Source organism: Pseudomonas sp. NMS19W (assembly GCF_051554255.1).
Lineage (GTDB): Bacteria > Pseudomonadota > Gammaproteobacteria > Pseudomonadales > Pseudomonadaceae > Aquipseudomonas > Aquipseudomonas kribbensis.
The window spans coordinates 5,293,114-5,310,000 of record NZ_CP136718.1; the positions used below are offsets into that span (position 1 = coordinate 5,293,114).

Sequence of the window (16,887 nt, forward strand, 5' to 3'; positions counted from 1 at the left end):
CCCGAAACATACTGAAACAATTAAGCATAAACGGACTTCTACATGAACGACGACACCGACGGCAAAGATCCTTCCTCGCCTGAATCCGACAATCCCACCGATACCAGCCGCCGCCGTTTTCTCGGCGGTGTCGCCGTGCTGGGTGTGGGCGCCACGCTGGCCGGGTGCGGGAATGCCGGTGATCAGCCGGGCAAACCCGAGGAGCGTCCGCTCACGCCCGCCGAGCTGGACAAGGCCCTGCGCGATCAGGTGAAGACCGTCGTGGTGATCTACGCCGAGAACCGCAGCTTCAATAACCTGTTCGGTGATTTCCCCGGTGTCGAGAAGCCGCTGTCCGCACTCAAGCCCGAGGAATACCAGCAGCGCGACCGCGACGGCAGCCTGCTGCAAACCCTGCCTCCAGCCTGGGGCGGTGTATTGCAGATCGGCCCGCAAACCCTTGATGGCGTGACCTACCCCAACGCCGTGCAGTTTCAGGAAAACCTGCCCAACGCACCTTTCGCTCTGAAAGGCCCGAATGCCGAGGACCTGCCACTTGGCCTGGTAACCCGCGACCTTTGGCACGTGTTCTATCAGAACCAGATGCAGATCAACGGCGGCAAGAACGATGGCTTCGTGGCCTGGGCCGATTCCGGAGGCCTGACCATGGGTCACTACGCCCAGAGTCGCTATTCCCTGCGCCTGTGGGACGTGGCCCAGGAATTCGTGCTGTGCGACAACTTCTTCCAGGGCGCCTTCGGTGGTTCGTTCCTCAACCACCAATACCTGATCAGCGCCACCGCGCCGTTCTACCCGAATGTCGCCAGCTCAGTCGCCAAGAGCCAAATCGCCGCGCTGCAAAGCGATGACCCGGCCGACCCGCGCCTCAAGCCGCTGGAGCAATCCCCGGCCAGCGCCATGACCGGCCCGCCACAATTCGGCCCGAGCGCGCTGACCCCGGACGGTTACGGGGTCAACACCCTCGCCCCGCCCTATTGGCCGACGTGGATTCGCGACCCGGAGCGTCCGGCGTATTCCAAGGCCGATCTGCCGAACGTCATGGTGCCCCAGACCCACGAGCACATTGGCGACAAGCTGTCGAAGAAGAACATCGACTGGGCGTGGTACGCCGGTGCCTGGCAGGCGACGCTGGATCAGTTCAAGGATTCCGGCGGCATCCCGAAAATCCCCAACTTCCAGTATCACCACCAGCCGTTCAACTACTTCCAGCAACAAGGCCCGGAGCATCCCGAAGAGCGCAACAAACGCCTGCGCGACGCCGGTCTGGGCGATGAGTCGAGCACCAACAAGTTCTTCGCCGATGCCGAAGCGGGCAAGCTGCCGGCCGTGAGTTTCTACAAGCCCCAGGGCAACCTGAACATGCACGCCGGTTACGCCGACGTGGCTTCGGGCGATCGCCATATTGTCCGCGCCCTGAAAGTGCTGCGGGAAAGTCCGCAATGGAAAAACATGGTGGTGATCGTGACCGTCGATGAAAACGGCGGCTGGTGGGATCACGTCGCACCGCCCAAGGGCGATCGCTGGGGGCCGGGTTCGCGGGTGCCGGCGCTGGTGGTGTCACCGTTTGCCCGCAAAGGCACGGTGGATCACACGGTCTATGACACCGCTTCGATCCTGCGCCTGATCACCCGCGTCTTCCAGCTGGAGACCCTGGCGGGGATCAAGCAGCGTGACGATGCGATGACCGGCCGGGGCCAGAAACCCATGGGTGACTTGACCAACGCCCTGCATTTCAAGGCCTGAGGACGAGTCCTGCGATACGGCCCAAAAAACTGCGGCTGACGGCTTCTCGCCATCACCCGGCTGATCCAATATGTGGCGCACCCGAGCAACGGGGAACCCACGCTGAAAAGGATCTGAGCATGTTCAAACTCGCAGGACTCACCCTCGCTGCGCTCACATTGAGCGCAGCCGCCCACGCCGATGTCGACCTGAAACTGGGCAGCACCGAACGCGTCACCCGCCTCTTCGCTTATCCCAACAATTGCAGCGTGATCTGCTTTCGCAACTGGACGCTTGAGCAGACCGTCGCCCATTACCTGAGCCAGAGCGTACAACGCGATGGTTATACCGGTGCCAAGGTGCTGGTGAAAAATGACAACGGGCAGATTTATGCCGAGATCAGCGGCGTGCCGAAAGGTTACGACAAGCCGCTGACCGCGCTACTGGATGCCGGCGACCTGGCCTACACCGGCGCCAGCAAGCTCAACGCCGATGGCAAGTGGGCGTACAGCTGGTATCTGTTCCTGCCGCTGGGCATGGCCCTGGAAAACCGTAAAAGCGTCGAACTGCTGCACTTCCCGCCGGATTACTCGCTGACCCAGGCCCAGGACTACCTGCGTTCCAACACCACCGACCGCTGGGCCGCGCTGCTGACCGACAACGGCATTCCGGCCGACCAGACGCCGGGTTACCAGACGATCGTCGACATCGCGCCGATTGCCGCCCCCGCCAGCGCCGGCAGCGACCTTGAAGGGGTCTACGACTACTTCAAGGACTACCAGACCACCATGGTCAAACAGGTCAGCGTCAGCGCCAGCGGTGCTGCCCTGCCGATGGTGGCCTTCGGTGCACCGGTGCGTAACTGGATCAAGAAACAATACGGGCAGACCGTGGATGTTCTGGGCCTTGCAACCATCACTCCGAGCGCCGGGGTGAACGTGCCGGTACTGGGTTCCAACCACCCGAGCTACATCTGGTACGCCGCCGATCCCAAGAGCTACACCGGTGACGACGCCCAGGCCAAGGCTGACGCGGCGGGGCTGAAAGTGATGGGCCAGGACTTGAGCGCCGCCTGCTGGCAGGCCGGCATGGGCAGCAAGCCGGGCACCGACCCGAAAACCCTGCTGAACAGCTGCACCCAGACCTGGCAAGTGACGCAGAAGGTCAAGACTTGCGAGCTGTTCTACACCTCGATCCGCAACCTGACCGCCGAACAGGCCGCCGCCAAGTGCGCCACCACGCCGATCAAGGCCCAGTTGCAACAGCTTCAAAGCCCGATGCCGGACACCGCGGTGCCTGCTCCGCATATTTGACGCAAGAATGGCTTTTCCGTGTCAGCGCAGGCTGACGCGGAAAAGCGTCTTTCGCCCCTGTCAGATGTGACAGTAGATCTGTAGTTTCATATACGAGATATTGGATCCAATACTGTGTTGCCGGGCCGAATGGAAACGGCCCTGTTGAAGTCGCAGCATCTTTTCGACAGGGATCGTTATGAATACGCAAGTCCTTCGCCATCCAACGCCCCGCGATACAGAGGGGATCTACCCGTTCACGGGGCTTCCCGTGCGCCTCGGATTCCCTTCCCGTGCCGACTTCGAAGTGATTCACGACGCCCGGGGAACGCCTTGCGCAATCGCCGCACGCCGGGAATTTCTGCGCATCACCCGCATGTGCAGGGTCTCGGGCCAACTGCTGCCCTACCGCTGCCGCCAGACCCGGCAATTACAGGCCGGCATCCATATTTACGATCCACGCTTCTGCGGACTGCTCGAACACTCCTGCGACCCGAACGTGTTCATCGACATGAGTGAATTATGGCTATGGGCCGTGCGAGACATTCAGCCGGGCGAACGACTGACCATGGACTACACCGCCACCGAGGACAAACTGCTCAGGCAGTTCGCCTGCGGTTGCGGGTCTGCTCATTGTCGCGGCTGGATCACCGGTTACGACGAACCACCCAGCCTTGAAGGCCAGCGCTACTTGAAGAGCTGGCTGCGACAAGGCTTGCGCTGACTTGCAGGTTACGGTGCGCCGACCGGCCGCAGACGGTATTGCGGTGGCAGTTGCTCGAAACCGCTGATGGTGGTGTTCAGACTTTTCCAGCGGCCATCCTTGATGCCGTAGATGCAACCGTGGATCGACAGGCTCTGCCCGCGATGCCAGGCGTTCTGGATGATGCTGGTGTGAGCGACGTTGGCCACTTGCTGGATCACGTTGAGCTCGCACAGGCGATCGACCTGTTCCTCTTCAGTCGGCAGTTTGGCGAGTTCTTCGCGCTTTTCGTAATACAGATCGCGAATCGACCGCAGCCAGCCATCGATCAGGCCGAACTGGCGATCCTGCATCGACGCCCGCACACCGCCGCAACCGTAGTGGCCGGTCACCAGAATGTGTTTGACCTTGAGCACGTCCACGGCGTACTGGATCACCGACAGGCAGTTGAGGTCGGTGTGCAGCACCACGTTGGCCACGTTGCGGTGAACGAACAGATCGCCCGGCAGCATGCCGACGATTTCGTTGGCCGGAACCCGTGCATCGGAGCATCCGATCCACAGGTATTCCGGCGTCTGCTGGCGGGCCAGCTTGGCGAAGAAATCCGGGTCTTCCTTGGTGATCGCGTCAGCCCAACGCTCGTTGTTATCAATCAGGTCTTGTAAGTCATGCATGCTGTAAGGCCTCAAGAAAGATGCGCTGCTATGACAGACAACCGTCCGTCGGGGTCACGAAAGGATCGCAAGTGATTTCGTTGGAATTTCTCGTGTGCCGGGTGAGTCCACCTCAGTAAGGCCCACAGTATGAGGATTTGCCATGACTGATTCACGACGTCCCTTCGACGCGGTGCAACCGGAGCCCATCGATGATAACGAAGACCGCATGGGATCGGTGCATGAGCTGGATTTCGACGACGAACAGCCCAGCGCAAAGATCGGTGATGAACTGCCGGAACGTGAGCGTGAGCAACGGATGCCTCGGGAACGGGTACGGGAGGCGGGGCTGACCGGTGCTTCAGTGGCTGATCATGAGCCGACCGACGATGACCTGAGCCCGGAAACTTTGATCCGCGAAGACGGCGCCCGTGATGCCGATGAGTTGGGGTCAGGCAATCAGGCGGATTGGGATTTGAGCATTGTCGATGAGGACGACATTGGCGGCGGCGAAGGGCTGGATGAAGCGGAAATGGCGCGTCGCGACCCGATGGACGGCAAACGCTGAAGTGCTCGCTGGAAGCTGCCTCAGATTGAAGCAGCTTCCAACGGCGATCAGTCAACCAGGGTGCAGGCCATGACCACGGCGTCTTCACGCCCGCCCACCGCCGGGTAGTAATCGCGACGGCGGCCTATTTCATTGAAACCATAGCGCTCGTACAGGCGGAAAGCCGCTGTGTTGCTGTCGCGCACTTCCAGGAAACACTCCCGGGCATCCGCCGCATAGGCTCGGGACATCAGGTATTCGAGCAATGTCAGCCCCAGGCCCCGGCCCTGATTCTCCGGCTTGACCGTGATGTTGAGCAGGTGCGCCTCGTCCAGAATGATCTGCACCACCCCGTGGCCGACCTGCTGCTCGCCTTCGAACATCAGCCAGATCTGGTATTTGCCCAGCCCGTCGAGAAAAATCCCGCGGGTCCAGGGATGGCTGTAGGCCGCGAATTCAATTTTCAGCACAGCGTCCAGATCGGCTTCGACCATCGGACGGAAGGTTACAGCATCACTCATTCGATTCTTTCCAGCGCGCCATCAGCCGACGCATGGCTTGCCACACGGCGGCTTTGCGCTGTGGCTCTTCCATCAACAACTCCAGTCCCGGCACGGCCCAGGCCAGGCCAAGACCCTCGATCTGCAATTCACTGTTGAACGCTTCGGCGTCCTTCTCACCGGCGAAGCGCACCGCCGGCAGACCGATCAGCCACAGGCAGGCGCATGGCGACGTCTCCATTTGCACCGAAAGGAAACCCTGGACGAAATCCCGGGCCGCATCCGGCCCCTGATCCATGGTGCCGCGCACCAGCAGTGGCCAACGCACCGGATCGCCGACGATCTGCGGCGCATCCGGCAGACCGGCGGCCCGCAGCATGTCCTTGAGCAGCAGATAGGCCGGATCCCGGCTCTGGAACGATTCGCCTGTGGGTAACTCCACCAGCAACAGGCAACGACCGGCGCGCAGCAATTGCAGGGCGAAACGCGGTGGCGGCACCGGCGCGGGCCGTGCGACCACCGGCGCTTCTTCGGCTTCCTCCACCGGTTTGGCGGCAGGGCGGCCGCTGGCGGGCGTTGGTCGCGGGACCTCGATCTTCGGCCGTTCGACCACGCGCGCGGCCTGCTGAGCCGGCGCGTCAGCCGGGGAAGCCGGTGCGACGGACAGCAAAACCTCGGGCTCTGGCTCCAGCGGTTCCAGTAGCTCGGGCCGCGACGGTGCGGCGAAGGGCAATTCGGTGCGCGGCAGCCAGTTGACCACCTGCATGGCGTTCAAATAGGCGCGGCGGCGGGACTCGATTAGCAAGGGTCGGCCACTTGTGGATAACTGAAGTGCGCTGATTCTACCGCCCTTCGCTCAAGATCGCCCGCAGTTGATCGATAGTCTTGACCGATACCTTGACGCAAAGAAAAGCGACAGCCCGTCCCGAGAGTGAATCGCATCCCGCGTGATGCAGTACAATCGCGGCTTTTAATCGCCAACCAGCCGGCCATTCCGATGATCGAACCCAAGCGCGTCTTGCGCGCCCTCGCTGAACACTGGGCACTTCTGGAGCCACTGTGCGAGCACTTCGACCAGGGCACCCTGAGCCTCAACGAACTGCGCACGCAACTGGCCGCCCAACAACTGGAAAGCACGCCGCAGGACATCACCAGCCTGCTCGACGTGTGGATTCGCCTCGACATTCTGGTCCCCGTGGCGAAAAGCCCGAACCGCTTCGAGCTCAACGCACAAATCCACGACTTCCTCGCCTACCTGCGCCGGGAACACCGTCTGGGCCTGTGCCTGGAAATCGAAGCCTACCTGCGTCACCTCGAGCGTCTGGCCGGTTATATCCAGGATGCGTTCGACATCCGCGACGGCAATGACCTGGCCCGTCAGTTGCGCCTGCTCGACATGCGTGTGCGTGACGTCCTGAAGAAACTCGACAACGACGAACAGGCGCTGGTAGCCGTGGCCGAACGGGCCAAGACCAGCGACCGGCAGATTCCTCTGCGTCAGCGTTACGCCGAAGTACTGGCGACCTGGGACGAATACGTCGAGCCGATGATCGATCTGGTGAACGCCGACGGCGCCTTCGAACAAGGCGTGCGCAAGGTCGAAACCGTGCTGCTGAAGATGCTCAGCGAACAGCAGCGCCTCGGCCACCTGGTCGATGACGACATGCTGCTGCGCACCCACGCGCGCATCCTCGAAATGCAGACCAGCGCTCAGTTGACCCTGCGTCACGCACGGGAACTGCTGCTGCCGCTGCGTGAAGAAGCGCGCCGGCACAACGCCGTGACCCGTGGTGCTGCGCTGGCGCTGGCGGCGATCCGCCGCAAAGGCATCGACGCTGTGCCGCAAGCCGCGATGCCGCTGTTCACCCGGCCGCAAAGCACTTTTCTCGGCAGCGCCAGTCAGGTTGAAGCCTACGTCTACGCCCTGGCCCGTTTCGAACCGAAACCGGCGCGTTTCCCCAAGGCGCACAAGTCGCAAAAGACCGGCGATGCGCCGCGTGCACCGCGCACCGTGCGCGAAATGGTCGACCGCTGCGAAGAGTCCCTGCCGATGCCGGATCTGATGACCTGGCTGCTGGAACAGGAACCGGACGGCGCCACCGACGAATTGCTTTACTGGTTCTCGCGCCTGTCGCGGGAAAAACGCTTCAAGCGCGAGCGTCTGGAACGCCGCGAATACCACACTCACGAGCACCAGGTCAGCCTGCGCTCCTTCGCCCTGCTCTCGGCCCGCGACCCCGCCGCCGAGGATTCTGCGAGCACTCCACATGCATCTTGATCTCTCCGAACTGTCTCAACTGGCGCCGATCTTCCGCGAACTGTTCAAGGGCTACCACGTCAGCCGCCGCGACCCGGAGCTGTACGCGCAGCTGTCGAACTTCCAGGACCAGTACCGCACGCTGTTCAAGGCCCTGGGCTTCGAACTGGTCTGCGATACCCGTGGCTTCTACTACTTCGTGCCGGACATGGCCGCCGCCGCAGTGAACAAGACCGCCCAGCGTTTGGCGCTGTTCACCTTCATCCTTGTCGAGCACCTGGCTGACCAGGGCCGCGACCCGATCGCCGTGCTGGACGGCGGCAGTCTCGGCCGCGACGAGCTGCCATCGCTGCTGGAAAAGTACCGCGACCTGTTCATCCAGGCCGAAGTACAGACCGTTGAAGAGCTGGAAGAAAAGATCATGCGCCGCATGACCCAGCTCGGCTTCGCCGGTGAAGAAAACGGCGTGTACCGCTTCCTGCCGCCGATGCACCGTTTCCTCGACGTCTGCCTCTCGGTTCAGCAAGACCGCGATCTGGCGGCCAGCGTGCACAGCGTACTGCCGCTGCCGGCACCGGTGCTGATCGACGAAGAGGCCGAGGCCAAATTCCTCGAGACCGACGATCCACTCGATCTCTCCGAATTTGAGGAAGAGAGCGAAGAAGACGCACTGGCCCGCGCCATTGCCGAAGAACAGGAGTCCGACGCATGAGCCAGGAACGCTACGGCATCCGCCGCTTTGCCCTTTTGAACACCGCCGGTTACAGCCTCGGCCTGTTCCCGCTGGAAGAACCGCTGTCGGTCTACGGCGCGAACAACCTCGGTAAATCCGCGTCGATCAACGCCTTGCAGTTCCCGATCCTGGCGCGCATGTCGGACATGAGTTTCGGCAAGTACAGCCTGGAACAATCCCGGCGTTTCTACTTTGCCTCCGACACCAGCTACATCCTCGTCGAAGTGAACCTGCCTCATGGCCCGCACGTGATCGGCGTGGTCGGTCGCGGTCCCGGCGGTGGTTTCGGTCACCAGTTCTTCGCCTATGCCGGCAAGCTCGATCTGGCCCACTACCAGAAAAACGATACCTGCCTGCGCCAGAAAGAACTGTTCAGCAACCTTGAGAAAGAAGGCCTGAAAGCCTACGAACTCAAGCCTGATGAACTGCGGCGTTTGCTGGTCGGCGGTCATACGTCGATCCCGCTCGACCTGACCCTGATTCCGCTGCGCTCCACCAGCGAGCAGAGCCTGAAGACGTTCCGCGCACTGTTCATCAACCTGCTGCACATGCGTGAAATCACCGCCGCCAAGCTCAAGCAGCTGTTCCTCGATGCCTTCGAACACAGCCTGCGTTCCGGCAGCGTCGACTACATCGCGGCCTGCGAAGAAGCCTTCCGCGACGTGCGTCGCATGGAACAGGACTACAACTCGCTGGTGGCCGCCGGCCCCTTGGTCGAAGCCTTGGCCAACGGCGTGAAACAGCGCGACGTGCTGCGCGGCAAGCTGCATCGCCTGTCGCCGCTGCTCGACTCGTTGCTCGGCACCTGGTCGGACTACGCCACGGCGCGCAAGGAAGAGCTGACCATCCAGGCCGAGCACTACCGCCGCGAACAGGACGACCTGCAGAACGACCAGCGCGGCGGCACTCAGGAGCTGATGCGCCTGGAGCGGGAAATCTCCGGCATCCAGCGCTGGCTGGGTGAGCTGTCGGTGCTGAAGAATCGCTTTGCGCTGATCGATGACGTGAAAGTGCTCGAGCAGCAACTGCTCGCCGCCAAGGACGCTCACGATGAACTGGCCGGTGCGCTGGCGCAGTCTCGTCAGTTCAGTGCCGAGGATCTCGAAGAGCGTCTGCGGGATCTGGAAAAACGCCTGAAGTCGGTGAAGCAGCAACTCGATCACGCCGACAACAACAGCTACGCCCGTCTGCGCGAAGAGTTTTCGCAACAGGACGTCGAGCGTCTGATGCGTCTGTTCAACAGCGCGCTGTTCAGCCTGCCGCTGGGCGAGCACGGCATCACCCTCGACGAGGATGGCGAGTGGGTGAAATCGGTCGAGCTGATCCTCGACGGCTTCAAGGGCGAACGTTTCGAAGTGCCGGGCCTTTCGATCGACATCTCGCACATCGAGCCGCCGGCCCTGCAGGCGCTGGCCGACCGTGCCGCGCTGCGCGATCAGAAAGAGCGTCTGGAAAAAGAACTCAAGCAACTGAAAACCCAACAAGCCGTGGCCGCCGACCGCGCCGCGAGCAAGACCCAGACCGAGGCGCTGTACCAGCAAGTGCTGGATGCGCAGAAAGCGCTGGAAGATTTCCGTCGTACCCAGACCCTGAGCGCCGAAGAAGGCGACAAGCTCGAGCAGCTTGCACAGATGGAAGCTGCGCAGGACGAACTCAAGCGCTCCAGCGATGCGTTCACCGAGCGCGTCCAGCAACTGTCGGCCAAGCTGCAACTGGTCGGCCGGCAGATCGCCGACATGGAAGCCAAGCAGCGCACTCTCGACGATGCCCTGCGTCGCCGTCAGTTGCTGCCGGCGGATCTGCCGTTCGGCACGCCGTTCATGGATCCGGTCGACGATTCCATGGACAACCTGCTGCCGCTGCTCAACGACTATCAGGACAGCTGGCAAGGCCTGCTGCGGGCCGATGGCCAGATCGAAGCGCTGTATGCGCAGGTGCGCCTCAAGGGCGTGGCCAAGTTCGACAGTGAAGACGACATGGAGCGACGCCTGTCGCTGCTGATCAACGCTTACGCGCACCGCACCGACGAAGCTCTGACCCTGGGCAAGGCCCGTCGCGCGGCAGTCACCGATATTGCGCGGACCCTGCGCAACATCCGTAGCGACTACGACAGCCTCGAGCACCAACTGGCGTTGTTCAACCGTGAGATCAACAAGCGTCAGGTGTCGAACCTGCAAAGCTTCCGCATCGTGCTTGCACCGAACAAGGAAGCGCTCAAGCACATCGACCAGATCATCCACAGCGCCGGTCAGTACGAGGAAGGCGAAACCCTGTCGGTGTTCGACCTGAGCCAGAGCGCCGAGCAGGACAACAAGAACGAAGAGGCCAAGGAATACCTGGCGCGGCTGGTGGCGGCGAACCACAACCAGCTCGGCCTCAAGGACTTGTTCGAACTGGCGTTCGAGATCACCAAGGTCAACGGCCAGCCGGTTATCCACACCGACATCGATGGCGCGGCGTCCAACGGCACCACGATGACCATCAAGGCGCTGACCAACATGTATTTGTTGCTGCACTTGATGGATCGCGATCTGGCCGGTCGCGTACGCCTGCCGTACTACCTCGACGAGGCGGCGGACATCGACGAAAGGAACCAGGCGGCGTTGCTGGAAACCAGCCTGCAACTGGGCTTCGTGCCGATTCTGGCGAGTGTGAAGCCGCAGGTCTGCGCCAGTGTCGCCATCGACCTGGAAGGTGGCAGCGGCCCGGCCGGGATCTACATCGACGAGGCGGACTGGAAGTACATCCGCCGCCACGATGTGGTGAAAGCCACCATCAATGTCGAAGCGGATGAACCGGAGCTGGATGCGGTTTGATGTGTAGCTGACGGGCACAAAAAAGGGCCGCGATCCATTGGATCGCGGCCCTTTTCATTGGGCGGGATTATTTGCCGAGGGGGATTTTCGGCGCCCAGGTCAGCCACTCGTCTTCGAACTTGTCGAACAGCGGGAAGGTCTGCTCGGCGCGGGCCGGGTTGCCCATCCGCTCGCCGTCCGGTGTGGCGAAGGCGATACCGCCCTGAATCGCCGTTTCGAGAGACTCGGTGCGCACGGTCAGGCCATTGAACAAACCAATATCGAAGCCGACACCGCTGGTGTTCCAGAAGCGGCTGCCACTGCGAACCAGCGGCGCGTATTTCGGCTCGATCAGAATGTGCACCAGAACGCGGTCGGCGGTCTGACCCAGTTCGTAACCAGTGACTTTACCCACCGTGATTTCGCGATAGGTTACCGGCACGCCGGGTTTCAACGAGCCGCGACGGGCGGCGCTCAATACCAGACTGAGGCCAGCCTCTTGTTTGCTCACTTCCGGCGGATTGGCCAAGGCCACGAAGTTCTTCTGCGGGCCGAGGCTCTTCGCCGCCGGCTGAACTTCGATGTACTGCCCCGTGACCAGGGTTTCCAGGTTCGAGGTCTTGATCAGCCCCAGTTCCGGCTTTACCACCCAGAACTGACTGCCGACCCGGGCAATCTTCTCCGGGACTTCGGTGATGCGCGCGGTGAGGATCACCGATTGCAGATCATCGGTCAGGTCGACGCTTTCGATCTTGCCGACATCCAGTCCCTTGAAACGAACCGGCGTACCGCTGCGCAGGCCGTCGGCGCGGTCCACCTTGATGGTCACCACCTCGCCTTTCTGATTCGCGTCATCATGATTGGCGAACAGACGGAAGCGCGGAATCCGCTTCTGCAACGGCGCCTTGGCTTGCGGCGTTTCGAAGGCGATGCCGCCGGCCATCAAGGTCTGCAAGGACTCGCTCTTGACCTGTATCCCGCCAGTCAGACCGCCGGTCAGTGTGATGCCGCTGACGTTCCAGAACCGGGTCGAGGCGTTGACCAGGTTTTCGTATTCCTTCTCGATGTGGACGCCGATCACCAGTTGCTTTTTGGTCTTGGAAAACTGGTAGCTCTGCACCGAGCCGACCTTGACCTGTTTGTAGAGAATCGGACTGCCGACCTCGATCGAACCGAGGCTGTCGGTGAACAGCACCAGGTGCAGGCCCGGCGCCTTAAGATCCAGTGGTGGCGCTTTTGGCCGTGCCTCGAACTCGCGTTGCGGCGCACCGCCCTTGTCGCCCGGGCGCACGGCGATGTAGTTACCTTTGACCAACGCTTCCAGACCGGTGATGCCAGCCAGGGAAATCGACGGTTTGACCACCCAGAACTGAGTACCGGTGACCAGATATTCTTCGGCCAATGGATCGAGGGTCAGTTCGGCGGTGGCGCTGGACAGATCAGGATCGATCTTCAGGGCTTTGAGATTACCGACCTGAATGCCCTTGTACATCACTGGGGTACGCCCGGCCTGCAGACCTTCGAAATCGCTGAGTTTGACCTTCACGCGGATACCGGCGGCGGCCGCATCGAAGTCTTCGTACAAGCGGAATGGCAGGCTCGGATCGGTAGGCGGGCTGTCCTTGCGGTTCTCTGGCGTCGCGAAGGCAATACCACCCGCGACAATGCTGGCCAGGGACTCGCTGCGCACTTTCACGCCGGACAGGTTGGCGTCGATGCTGATGCCGCTGGCGTTCCAGAAACGCGTGTGTTTGCGCACGAGTTTTGCGTAGGTCGGCTCGATGAACACCTTGAGTTCGACCGTGCTCTGGTCTTCCGACAGCACGTAACTTTTGATCTGACCGACTTGGATCTGCTTGTAGAACACCGGGCTGCCGCGGTTCAGCGAACCCAGGCGATCAGCCTTGATTGTCAGGTGCAGGCCGGGTTTGGAGTCCGACAGCGGCGGCTCTTCGGCCAGGGCCTTGAACTTGCGGGTCGGCTCACCTTCGCCCGGACTGATCGCGACATAGTTGCCCGACACCAGGGTTTCCAGACCAGTAATACCCGCCAGGGTCACGCTCGGTTTGACCAGCCAGAAGCGGGTGCTGGTCTTCAGGTATTGATCGACATCCTTGTTCATCTCGATGGTGGCGATCACGCCTTTGGTAGCACCTTCGTCATCGAGTTTGAGGGCTTTGACCTTACCGACAGACATGCCTTTGTAGACCACTTCGGTCTTGTTGGCCTGGATGCCTTCACCACTTTCGAAACGCACCTGAATCTCGATGCCGGTTTCGTTGTAGGCACGCCATCCCAGCCAGCCGCCGATGATCAGGGCAATCAGGGGCAGTACCCAAATGGCAGACCAGTTCGAAGCCGGTCGGGTTTTCGCTACGGGCAAATCAGTCATGGTCGGCGTCCGACTCCGTGTTATCCCAAATCAGTCGGGGATCGAAAGTGACAGCGGCGAGCATCGTCAGAATCACCACACTGGCGAAGGCGATGGCGCCCAGATTGGCTTCGACGCTGGCTAGCCGGCCGAAGTTGACGACCGCCACCAGAATGGCGATCACGAAAATATCGAGCATTGACCAGCGGCCGATGAACTCGATGAAGCGGTACATCCAGATTCGCTGACGCGCAGATAACGGCTGACGGCGCTGTACCGAAAACAGCAGCAGCGCGATGCCCACCAGCTTGAAGGTCGGCACCAGAATGCTGGCGATGAACACCACGGCAGCGATTGGAATCATGCCGTGCTGTACCAACTGGATGACGCCGGACATGATCGTGCTCGGATCACCCTGGCCCAGCGAACTGACCGTCATGATCGGCAGGACGTTGGCCGGAATGTAGACGATCGCGGCCGTGATCAGCAGCGCCCAGGTTCGCGCGAGACTATTGGGCCGCCGGGCGTGAACCAGCGCACCGCATCGGGTGCAGGTCTGCACGTCGCTGTCGACATCCTGCTTGTTCAGTTCGTGGCATTCGGTACAAATCAGAATGCCCGCATCAATCGCCCGCATGGGCATCTTCTCCTGATAACGCCTGCCAGATCTGGTGCGGTGACATCACCACTTCGAGCCAGACCTGAACCAATAACAAACCGATGAAACATGCCAGACCGAGACCGACGGTGATGGCCGCCATGTCTGCCAGTTTGACGATCGCCACCAGGACACCCATGAGGTAGACCTCAAGCATGCCCCAGTCTTTGAGGTGGTGATAAATGCGGTAGAGCAACAGGCCGTAGCTACGACCGATGTTGAAACGGATGGTCAGCAACACAATCAACTGACACAGCAGTTTCAACAGGGGGATCGCCATGCTGCACAGGAATACGACGACTGAAACACCGCGCATATCGGTATTAAACAGACCGACAACGCCGCTCCAGACAGTGTCTTGCGACGATTGCCCGAGAACATTGAGCTGCATGATGGGTAAAAAGTTCGCCGGCACGTAGAGCAACAATGCGGCAATGACCAGGGCAAGACTACGCTGCACCACGTTATGACGGTGGGCGTACAGTTCGTAGCCGCAGCGTGGGCAGAGGGCTTTTTCGCCGTGAGCAAGCTTGGGCTTGCGCATCAGCAGATCGCACTCATGGCAGGCCACCAAGTCATCCAGCGGTAAATCTGACAGCCCGGGGGCGTCAACCGAATCTGACATAAGGGCCTGGCTCCGAAAAAGATGGGGTCTATTCTAGTGTTCTGATTCGAAAATAACTGTGCAAATTTGTTCGTTCAAGCGAGCAAAAACTTTCCCGCAGGCAAAACAAAACCCCAACTGCTTTCGCAATTGGGGTTTCGGAATTTAATCTTGACGATGACCTACTCTCACATGGGGAAACCCCACACTACCATCGGCGATGCATCGTTTCACTTCTGAGTTCGGGATGGGATCAGGTGGTTCCAACGCTCTATGGTCGTCAAGAAATTCGGGTACTGACTCGTGACCGGTTGGCCTCGCTTCAGCAAATTGGGTATGGGATAGTTTTCGGTGTTTTGTAAGCGTCGAACTTTCGGTTCTTTCGTCTTCACACACCGCAATCTGGCCTCTTTCGAGTCTGCAGATTGCTTGGGTGTTATATGGTCAAGCCTCACGGGCAATTAGTATTGGTTAGCTCAACGCCTCACAGCGCTTACACACCCAACCTATCAACGTCGTAGTCTTCGACGGCCCTTCAGGGAACTCAAGGTTCCAGTGAGATCTCATCTTGAGGCAAGTTTCCCGCTTAGATGCTTTCAGCGGTTATCTTTTCCGAACATAGCTACCCGGCAATGCCACTGGCGTGACAACCGGAACACCAGAGGTTCGTCCACTCCGGTCCTCTCGTACTAGGAGCAGCCCCTCTCAAATCTCAAACGTCCACGGCAGATAGGGACCGAACTGTCTCACGACGTTCTAAACCCAGCTCGCGTACCACTTTAAATGGCGAACAGCCATACCCTTGGGACCGGCTTCAGCCCCAGGATGTGATGAGCCGACATCGAGGTGCCAAACACCGCCGTCGATATGAACTCTTGGGCGGTATCAGCCTGTTATCCCCGGAGTACCTTTTATCCGTTGAGCGATGGCCCTTCCATACAGAACCACCGGATCACTAAGACCTACTTTCGTACCTGCTCGACGTGTCTGTCTCGCAGTCAAGCGCGCTTTTGCCTTTATACTCTACGACCGATTTCCGACCGGTCTGAGCGCACCTTCGTACTCCTCCGTTACTCTTTAGGAGGAGACCGCCCCAGTCAAACTACCCACCATACACTGTCCTCGATCCGGATAACGGACCTGAGTTAGAACCTCAAAGTTGCCAGGGTGGTATTTCAAGGATGGCTCCACGCGAACTGGCGTCCACGCTTCAAAGCCTCCCACCTATCCTACACAAGCAAATTCAAAGTCCAGTGCAAAGCTATAGTAAAGGTTCACGGGGTCTTTCCGTCTAGCCGCGGATACACTGCATCTTCACAGCGATTTCAATTTCACTGAGTCTCGGGTGGAGACAGCGCCGCCATCGTTACGCCATTCGTGCAGGTCGGAACTTACCCGACAAGGAATTTCGCTACCTTAGGACCGTTATAGTTACGGCCGCCGTTTACCGGGGCTTCGATCAAGAGCTTCGCGTTAGCTAACCCCATCAATTAACCTTCCGGCACCGGGCAGGCGTCACACCCTATACGTCCACTTTCGTGTTTGCAGAGTGCTGTGTTTTTAATAAACAGTCGCAGCGGCCTGGTATCTTCGACCGGCATGGGCTTACGGAGCAAGTCCTTCACCCTCACCGGCGCACCTTCTCCCGAAGTTACGGTGCCATTTTGCCTAGTTCCTTCACCCGAGTTCTCTCAAGCGCCTTGGTATTCTCTACCCAACCACCTGTGTCGGTTTGGGGTACGGTTCCTGGTTATCTGAAGCTTAGAAGCTTTTCTTGGAAGCATGGCATCAACCACTTCGTCGCCTAAAGGCAACTCGTCATCAGCTCTCGGCCTTAAGATCCCGGATTTACCTAAGATCTCAGCCTACCACCTTAAACTTGGACAACCAACGCCAAGCTGGCCTAGCCTTCTCCGTCCCTCCATCGCAATAACCAGAAGTACAGGAATATTAACCTGTTTTCCATCGACTACGCTTTTCAGCCTCGCCTTAGGGACCGACTAACCCTGCGTCGATTAACGTTGCGCAGGAAACCTTGGTCTTTCGGCGTGG

13 protein-coding genes and 2 rRNA genes (1 of these 15 only partly in view) are annotated in these 16,887 nt (G+C 60.2%); 7 read left to right on the top strand and 8 right to left on the bottom strand.

Annotated elements, in window-relative coordinates; genetic code table 11:
• Positions 1 to 42: 42 nt before the first annotated feature.
• The 3 genes from acpA (at position 43) to R1A29_RS24235 (ending at position 3,738) form a co-directional block, all read left to right on the top strand.
• The gene (gene acpA, locus R1A29_RS24225) at positions 43 to 1,743 is read left to right on the top strand and encodes an acid phosphatase (RefSeq protein WP_438299788.1); all 1,701 of its coding nucleotides are present in this window, start codon (positions 43 to 45) and stop codon (positions 1,741 to 1,743) included.
• 119 nt (positions 1,744 to 1,862) lie between these two features.
• Entirely contained in the window at positions 1,863 to 3,035 is a 1,173-nt protein-coding gene (locus R1A29_RS24230) for a hypothetical protein (RefSeq protein ID WP_438299789.1), read from the top strand.
• Between the two features lie 178 nt (positions 3,036 to 3,213).
• Positions 3,214 to 3,738: an SET domain-containing protein-lysine N-methyltransferase gene (locus tag R1A29_RS24235; RefSeq protein ID WP_438299790.1), complete on the top strand. Its 525-nt coding sequence runs from the start codon at positions 3,214 to 3,216 to the stop codon at positions 3,736 to 3,738.
• A gap of 8 nt (positions 3,739 to 3,746) precedes the next feature.
• Here R1A29_RS24235 and can read toward each other — a convergent pair whose 3' ends face one another.
• Positions 3,747 to 4,391, bottom strand: coding sequence for a carbonate dehydratase (gene can / locus R1A29_RS24240; RefSeq protein WP_007951756.1), 645 nt, complete (start codon positions 4,389 to 4,391; stop codon positions 3,747 to 3,749).
• A gap of 142 nt (positions 4,392 to 4,533) precedes the next feature.
• Between can and R1A29_RS24245 the strand changes: the two genes are divergently transcribed.
• Positions 4,534 to 4,938 (top strand): serine kinase/phosphatase, encoded by a 405-nt coding sequence (locus R1A29_RS24245; RefSeq protein ID WP_438299791.1) that lies wholly within the window; start codon positions 4,534 to 4,536, stop codon positions 4,936 to 4,938.
• Between the two features lie 47 nt (positions 4,939 to 4,985).
• Here R1A29_RS24245 and rimI read toward each other — a convergent pair whose 3' ends face one another.
• The gene (gene rimI, locus R1A29_RS24250) at positions 4,986 to 5,438 is read right to left on the bottom strand and encodes a ribosomal protein S18-alanine N-acetyltransferase (protein ID WP_085709267.1); all 453 of its coding nucleotides are present in this window, start codon (positions 5,436 to 5,438) and stop codon (positions 4,986 to 4,988) included.
• Positions 5,431 to 6,183 (bottom strand): energy transducer TonB, encoded by a 753-nt coding sequence (locus R1A29_RS24255; RefSeq protein WP_438302087.1) that lies wholly within the window; start codon positions 6,181 to 6,183, stop codon positions 5,431 to 5,433. Before R1A29_RS24255 ends, rimI begins: the two co-directional genes overlap by 8 nt.
• Positions 6,184 to 6,414: 231 nt before the next feature.
• Here R1A29_RS24255 and mksB point away from each other — a divergent pair, with 231 nt between their 5' ends.
• Genes mksB through mksF form a run of 3 tightly spaced genes read left to right on the top strand, consistent with a single transcriptional unit; the run spans position 6,415 to position 11,223 of the window.
• The gene (gene mksB / locus R1A29_RS24260) at positions 6,415 to 7,695 is read left to right on the top strand and encodes an Mks condensin complex protein MksB (RefSeq protein WP_162803512.1); all 1,281 of its coding nucleotides are present in this window, start codon (positions 6,415 to 6,417) and stop codon (positions 7,693 to 7,695) included.
• The gene (mksE, locus tag R1A29_RS24265) at positions 7,685 to 8,386 is read left to right on the top strand and encodes an Mks condensin complex protein MksE (protein ID WP_438299792.1); all 702 of its coding nucleotides are present in this window, start codon (positions 7,685 to 7,687) and stop codon (positions 8,384 to 8,386) included. The genes mksB and mksE overlap by 11 nt, the downstream gene beginning before the upstream one ends.
• Entirely contained in the window at positions 8,383 to 11,223 is a 2,841-nt protein-coding gene (gene mksF / locus R1A29_RS24270) for an Mks condensin complex protein MksF (protein WP_085709263.1), read from the top strand. Before mksE ends, mksF begins: the two co-directional genes overlap by 4 nt.
• 67 nt (positions 11,224 to 11,290) lie before the next feature.
• Here the strand turns inward: mksF and R1A29_RS24275 are convergent, their stop codons facing one another.
• The 5 genes from R1A29_RS24275 to R1A29_RS24295 all read right to left on the bottom strand — a co-directional run.
• A complete protein-coding gene (locus R1A29_RS24275; protein ID WP_438299793.1) occupies positions 11,291 to 13,594 on the bottom strand; it encodes an intermembrane transport protein PqiB in 2,304 nt (767 codons plus the stop codon).
• A complete protein-coding gene (locus tag R1A29_RS24280) occupies positions 13,587 to 14,210 on the bottom strand; it encodes a paraquat-inducible protein A (protein WP_438299794.1) in 624 nt (207 codons plus the stop codon). The genes R1A29_RS24275 and R1A29_RS24280 overlap by 8 nt, the downstream gene beginning before the upstream one ends.
• Positions 14,197 to 14,856 carry a paraquat-inducible protein A gene (locus tag R1A29_RS24285; protein WP_085709260.1) on the bottom strand — a complete coding sequence of 220 codons (660 nt, stop codon included), beginning with the start codon at positions 14,854 to 14,856 and terminating at the stop codon, positions 14,197 to 14,199. The genes R1A29_RS24280 and R1A29_RS24285 overlap by 14 nt, the downstream gene beginning before the upstream one ends.
• Positions 14,857 to 15,004: 148 nt before the next feature.
• A 5S ribosomal RNA gene (gene rrf / locus R1A29_RS24290) occupies positions 15,005 to 15,120 on the bottom strand.
• A 155-nt stretch (positions 15,121 to 15,275) separates the two neighbouring features.
• A 23S ribosomal RNA gene (locus R1A29_RS24295) occupies positions 15,276 to 16,887 on the bottom strand (it continues 1,279 nt past the right edge of the window).

Bases quoted from the DNA above. Each gene is read 5' to 3' on its own strand.
- can (WP_007951756.1), bottom strand. From the start codon at position 4,391: ATGCATGACTTACAAGACCTGATTGATAACAACGAGCGTTGGGCTGAC.
- R1A29_RS24280 (WP_438299794.1), bottom strand. From the start codon at position 14,210: ATGCGGGCGATTGATGCGGGCATTCTGATTTGTACCGAATGCCACGAA.
- R1A29_RS24235 (WP_438299790.1), top strand. From the start codon at position 3,214: ATGAATACGCAAGTCCTTCGCCATCCAACGCCCCGCGATACAGAGGGG.
- R1A29_RS24255 (WP_438302087.1), bottom strand. From the start codon at position 6,183: ATGCAGGTGGTCAACTGGCTGCCGCGCACCGAATTGCCCTTCGCCGCA.
- R1A29_RS24230 (WP_438299789.1), top strand. From the start codon at position 1,863: ATGTTCAAACTCGCAGGACTCACCCTCGCTGCGCTCACATTGAGCGCA.
- mksF (WP_085709263.1), top strand. From the start codon at position 8,383: ATGAGCCAGGAACGCTACGGCATCCGCCGCTTTGCCCTTTTGAACACC.
- R1A29_RS24275 (WP_438299793.1), bottom strand. From the start codon at position 13,594: ATGACTGATTTGCCCGTAGCGAAAACCCGACCGGCTTCGAACTGGTCT.
- acpA (WP_438299788.1), top strand. From the start codon at position 43: ATGAACGACGACACCGACGGCAAAGATCCTTCCTCGCCTGAATCCGAC.
- rimI (WP_085709267.1), bottom strand. From the start codon at position 5,438: ATGAGTGATGCTGTAACCTTCCGTCCGATGGTCGAAGCCGATCTGGAC.
- R1A29_RS24245 (WP_438299791.1), top strand. From the start codon at position 4,534: ATGACTGATTCACGACGTCCCTTCGACGCGGTGCAACCGGAGCCCATC.
- mksE (WP_438299792.1), top strand. From the start codon at position 7,685: ATGCATCTTGATCTCTCCGAACTGTCTCAACTGGCGCCGATCTTCCGC.
- R1A29_RS24285 (WP_085709260.1), bottom strand. From the start codon at position 14,856: ATGTCAGATTCGGTTGACGCCCCCGGGCTGTCAGATTTACCGCTGGAT.
- mksB (WP_162803512.1), top strand. From the start codon at position 6,415: ATGATCGAACCCAAGCGCGTCTTGCGCGCCCTCGCTGAACACTGGGCA.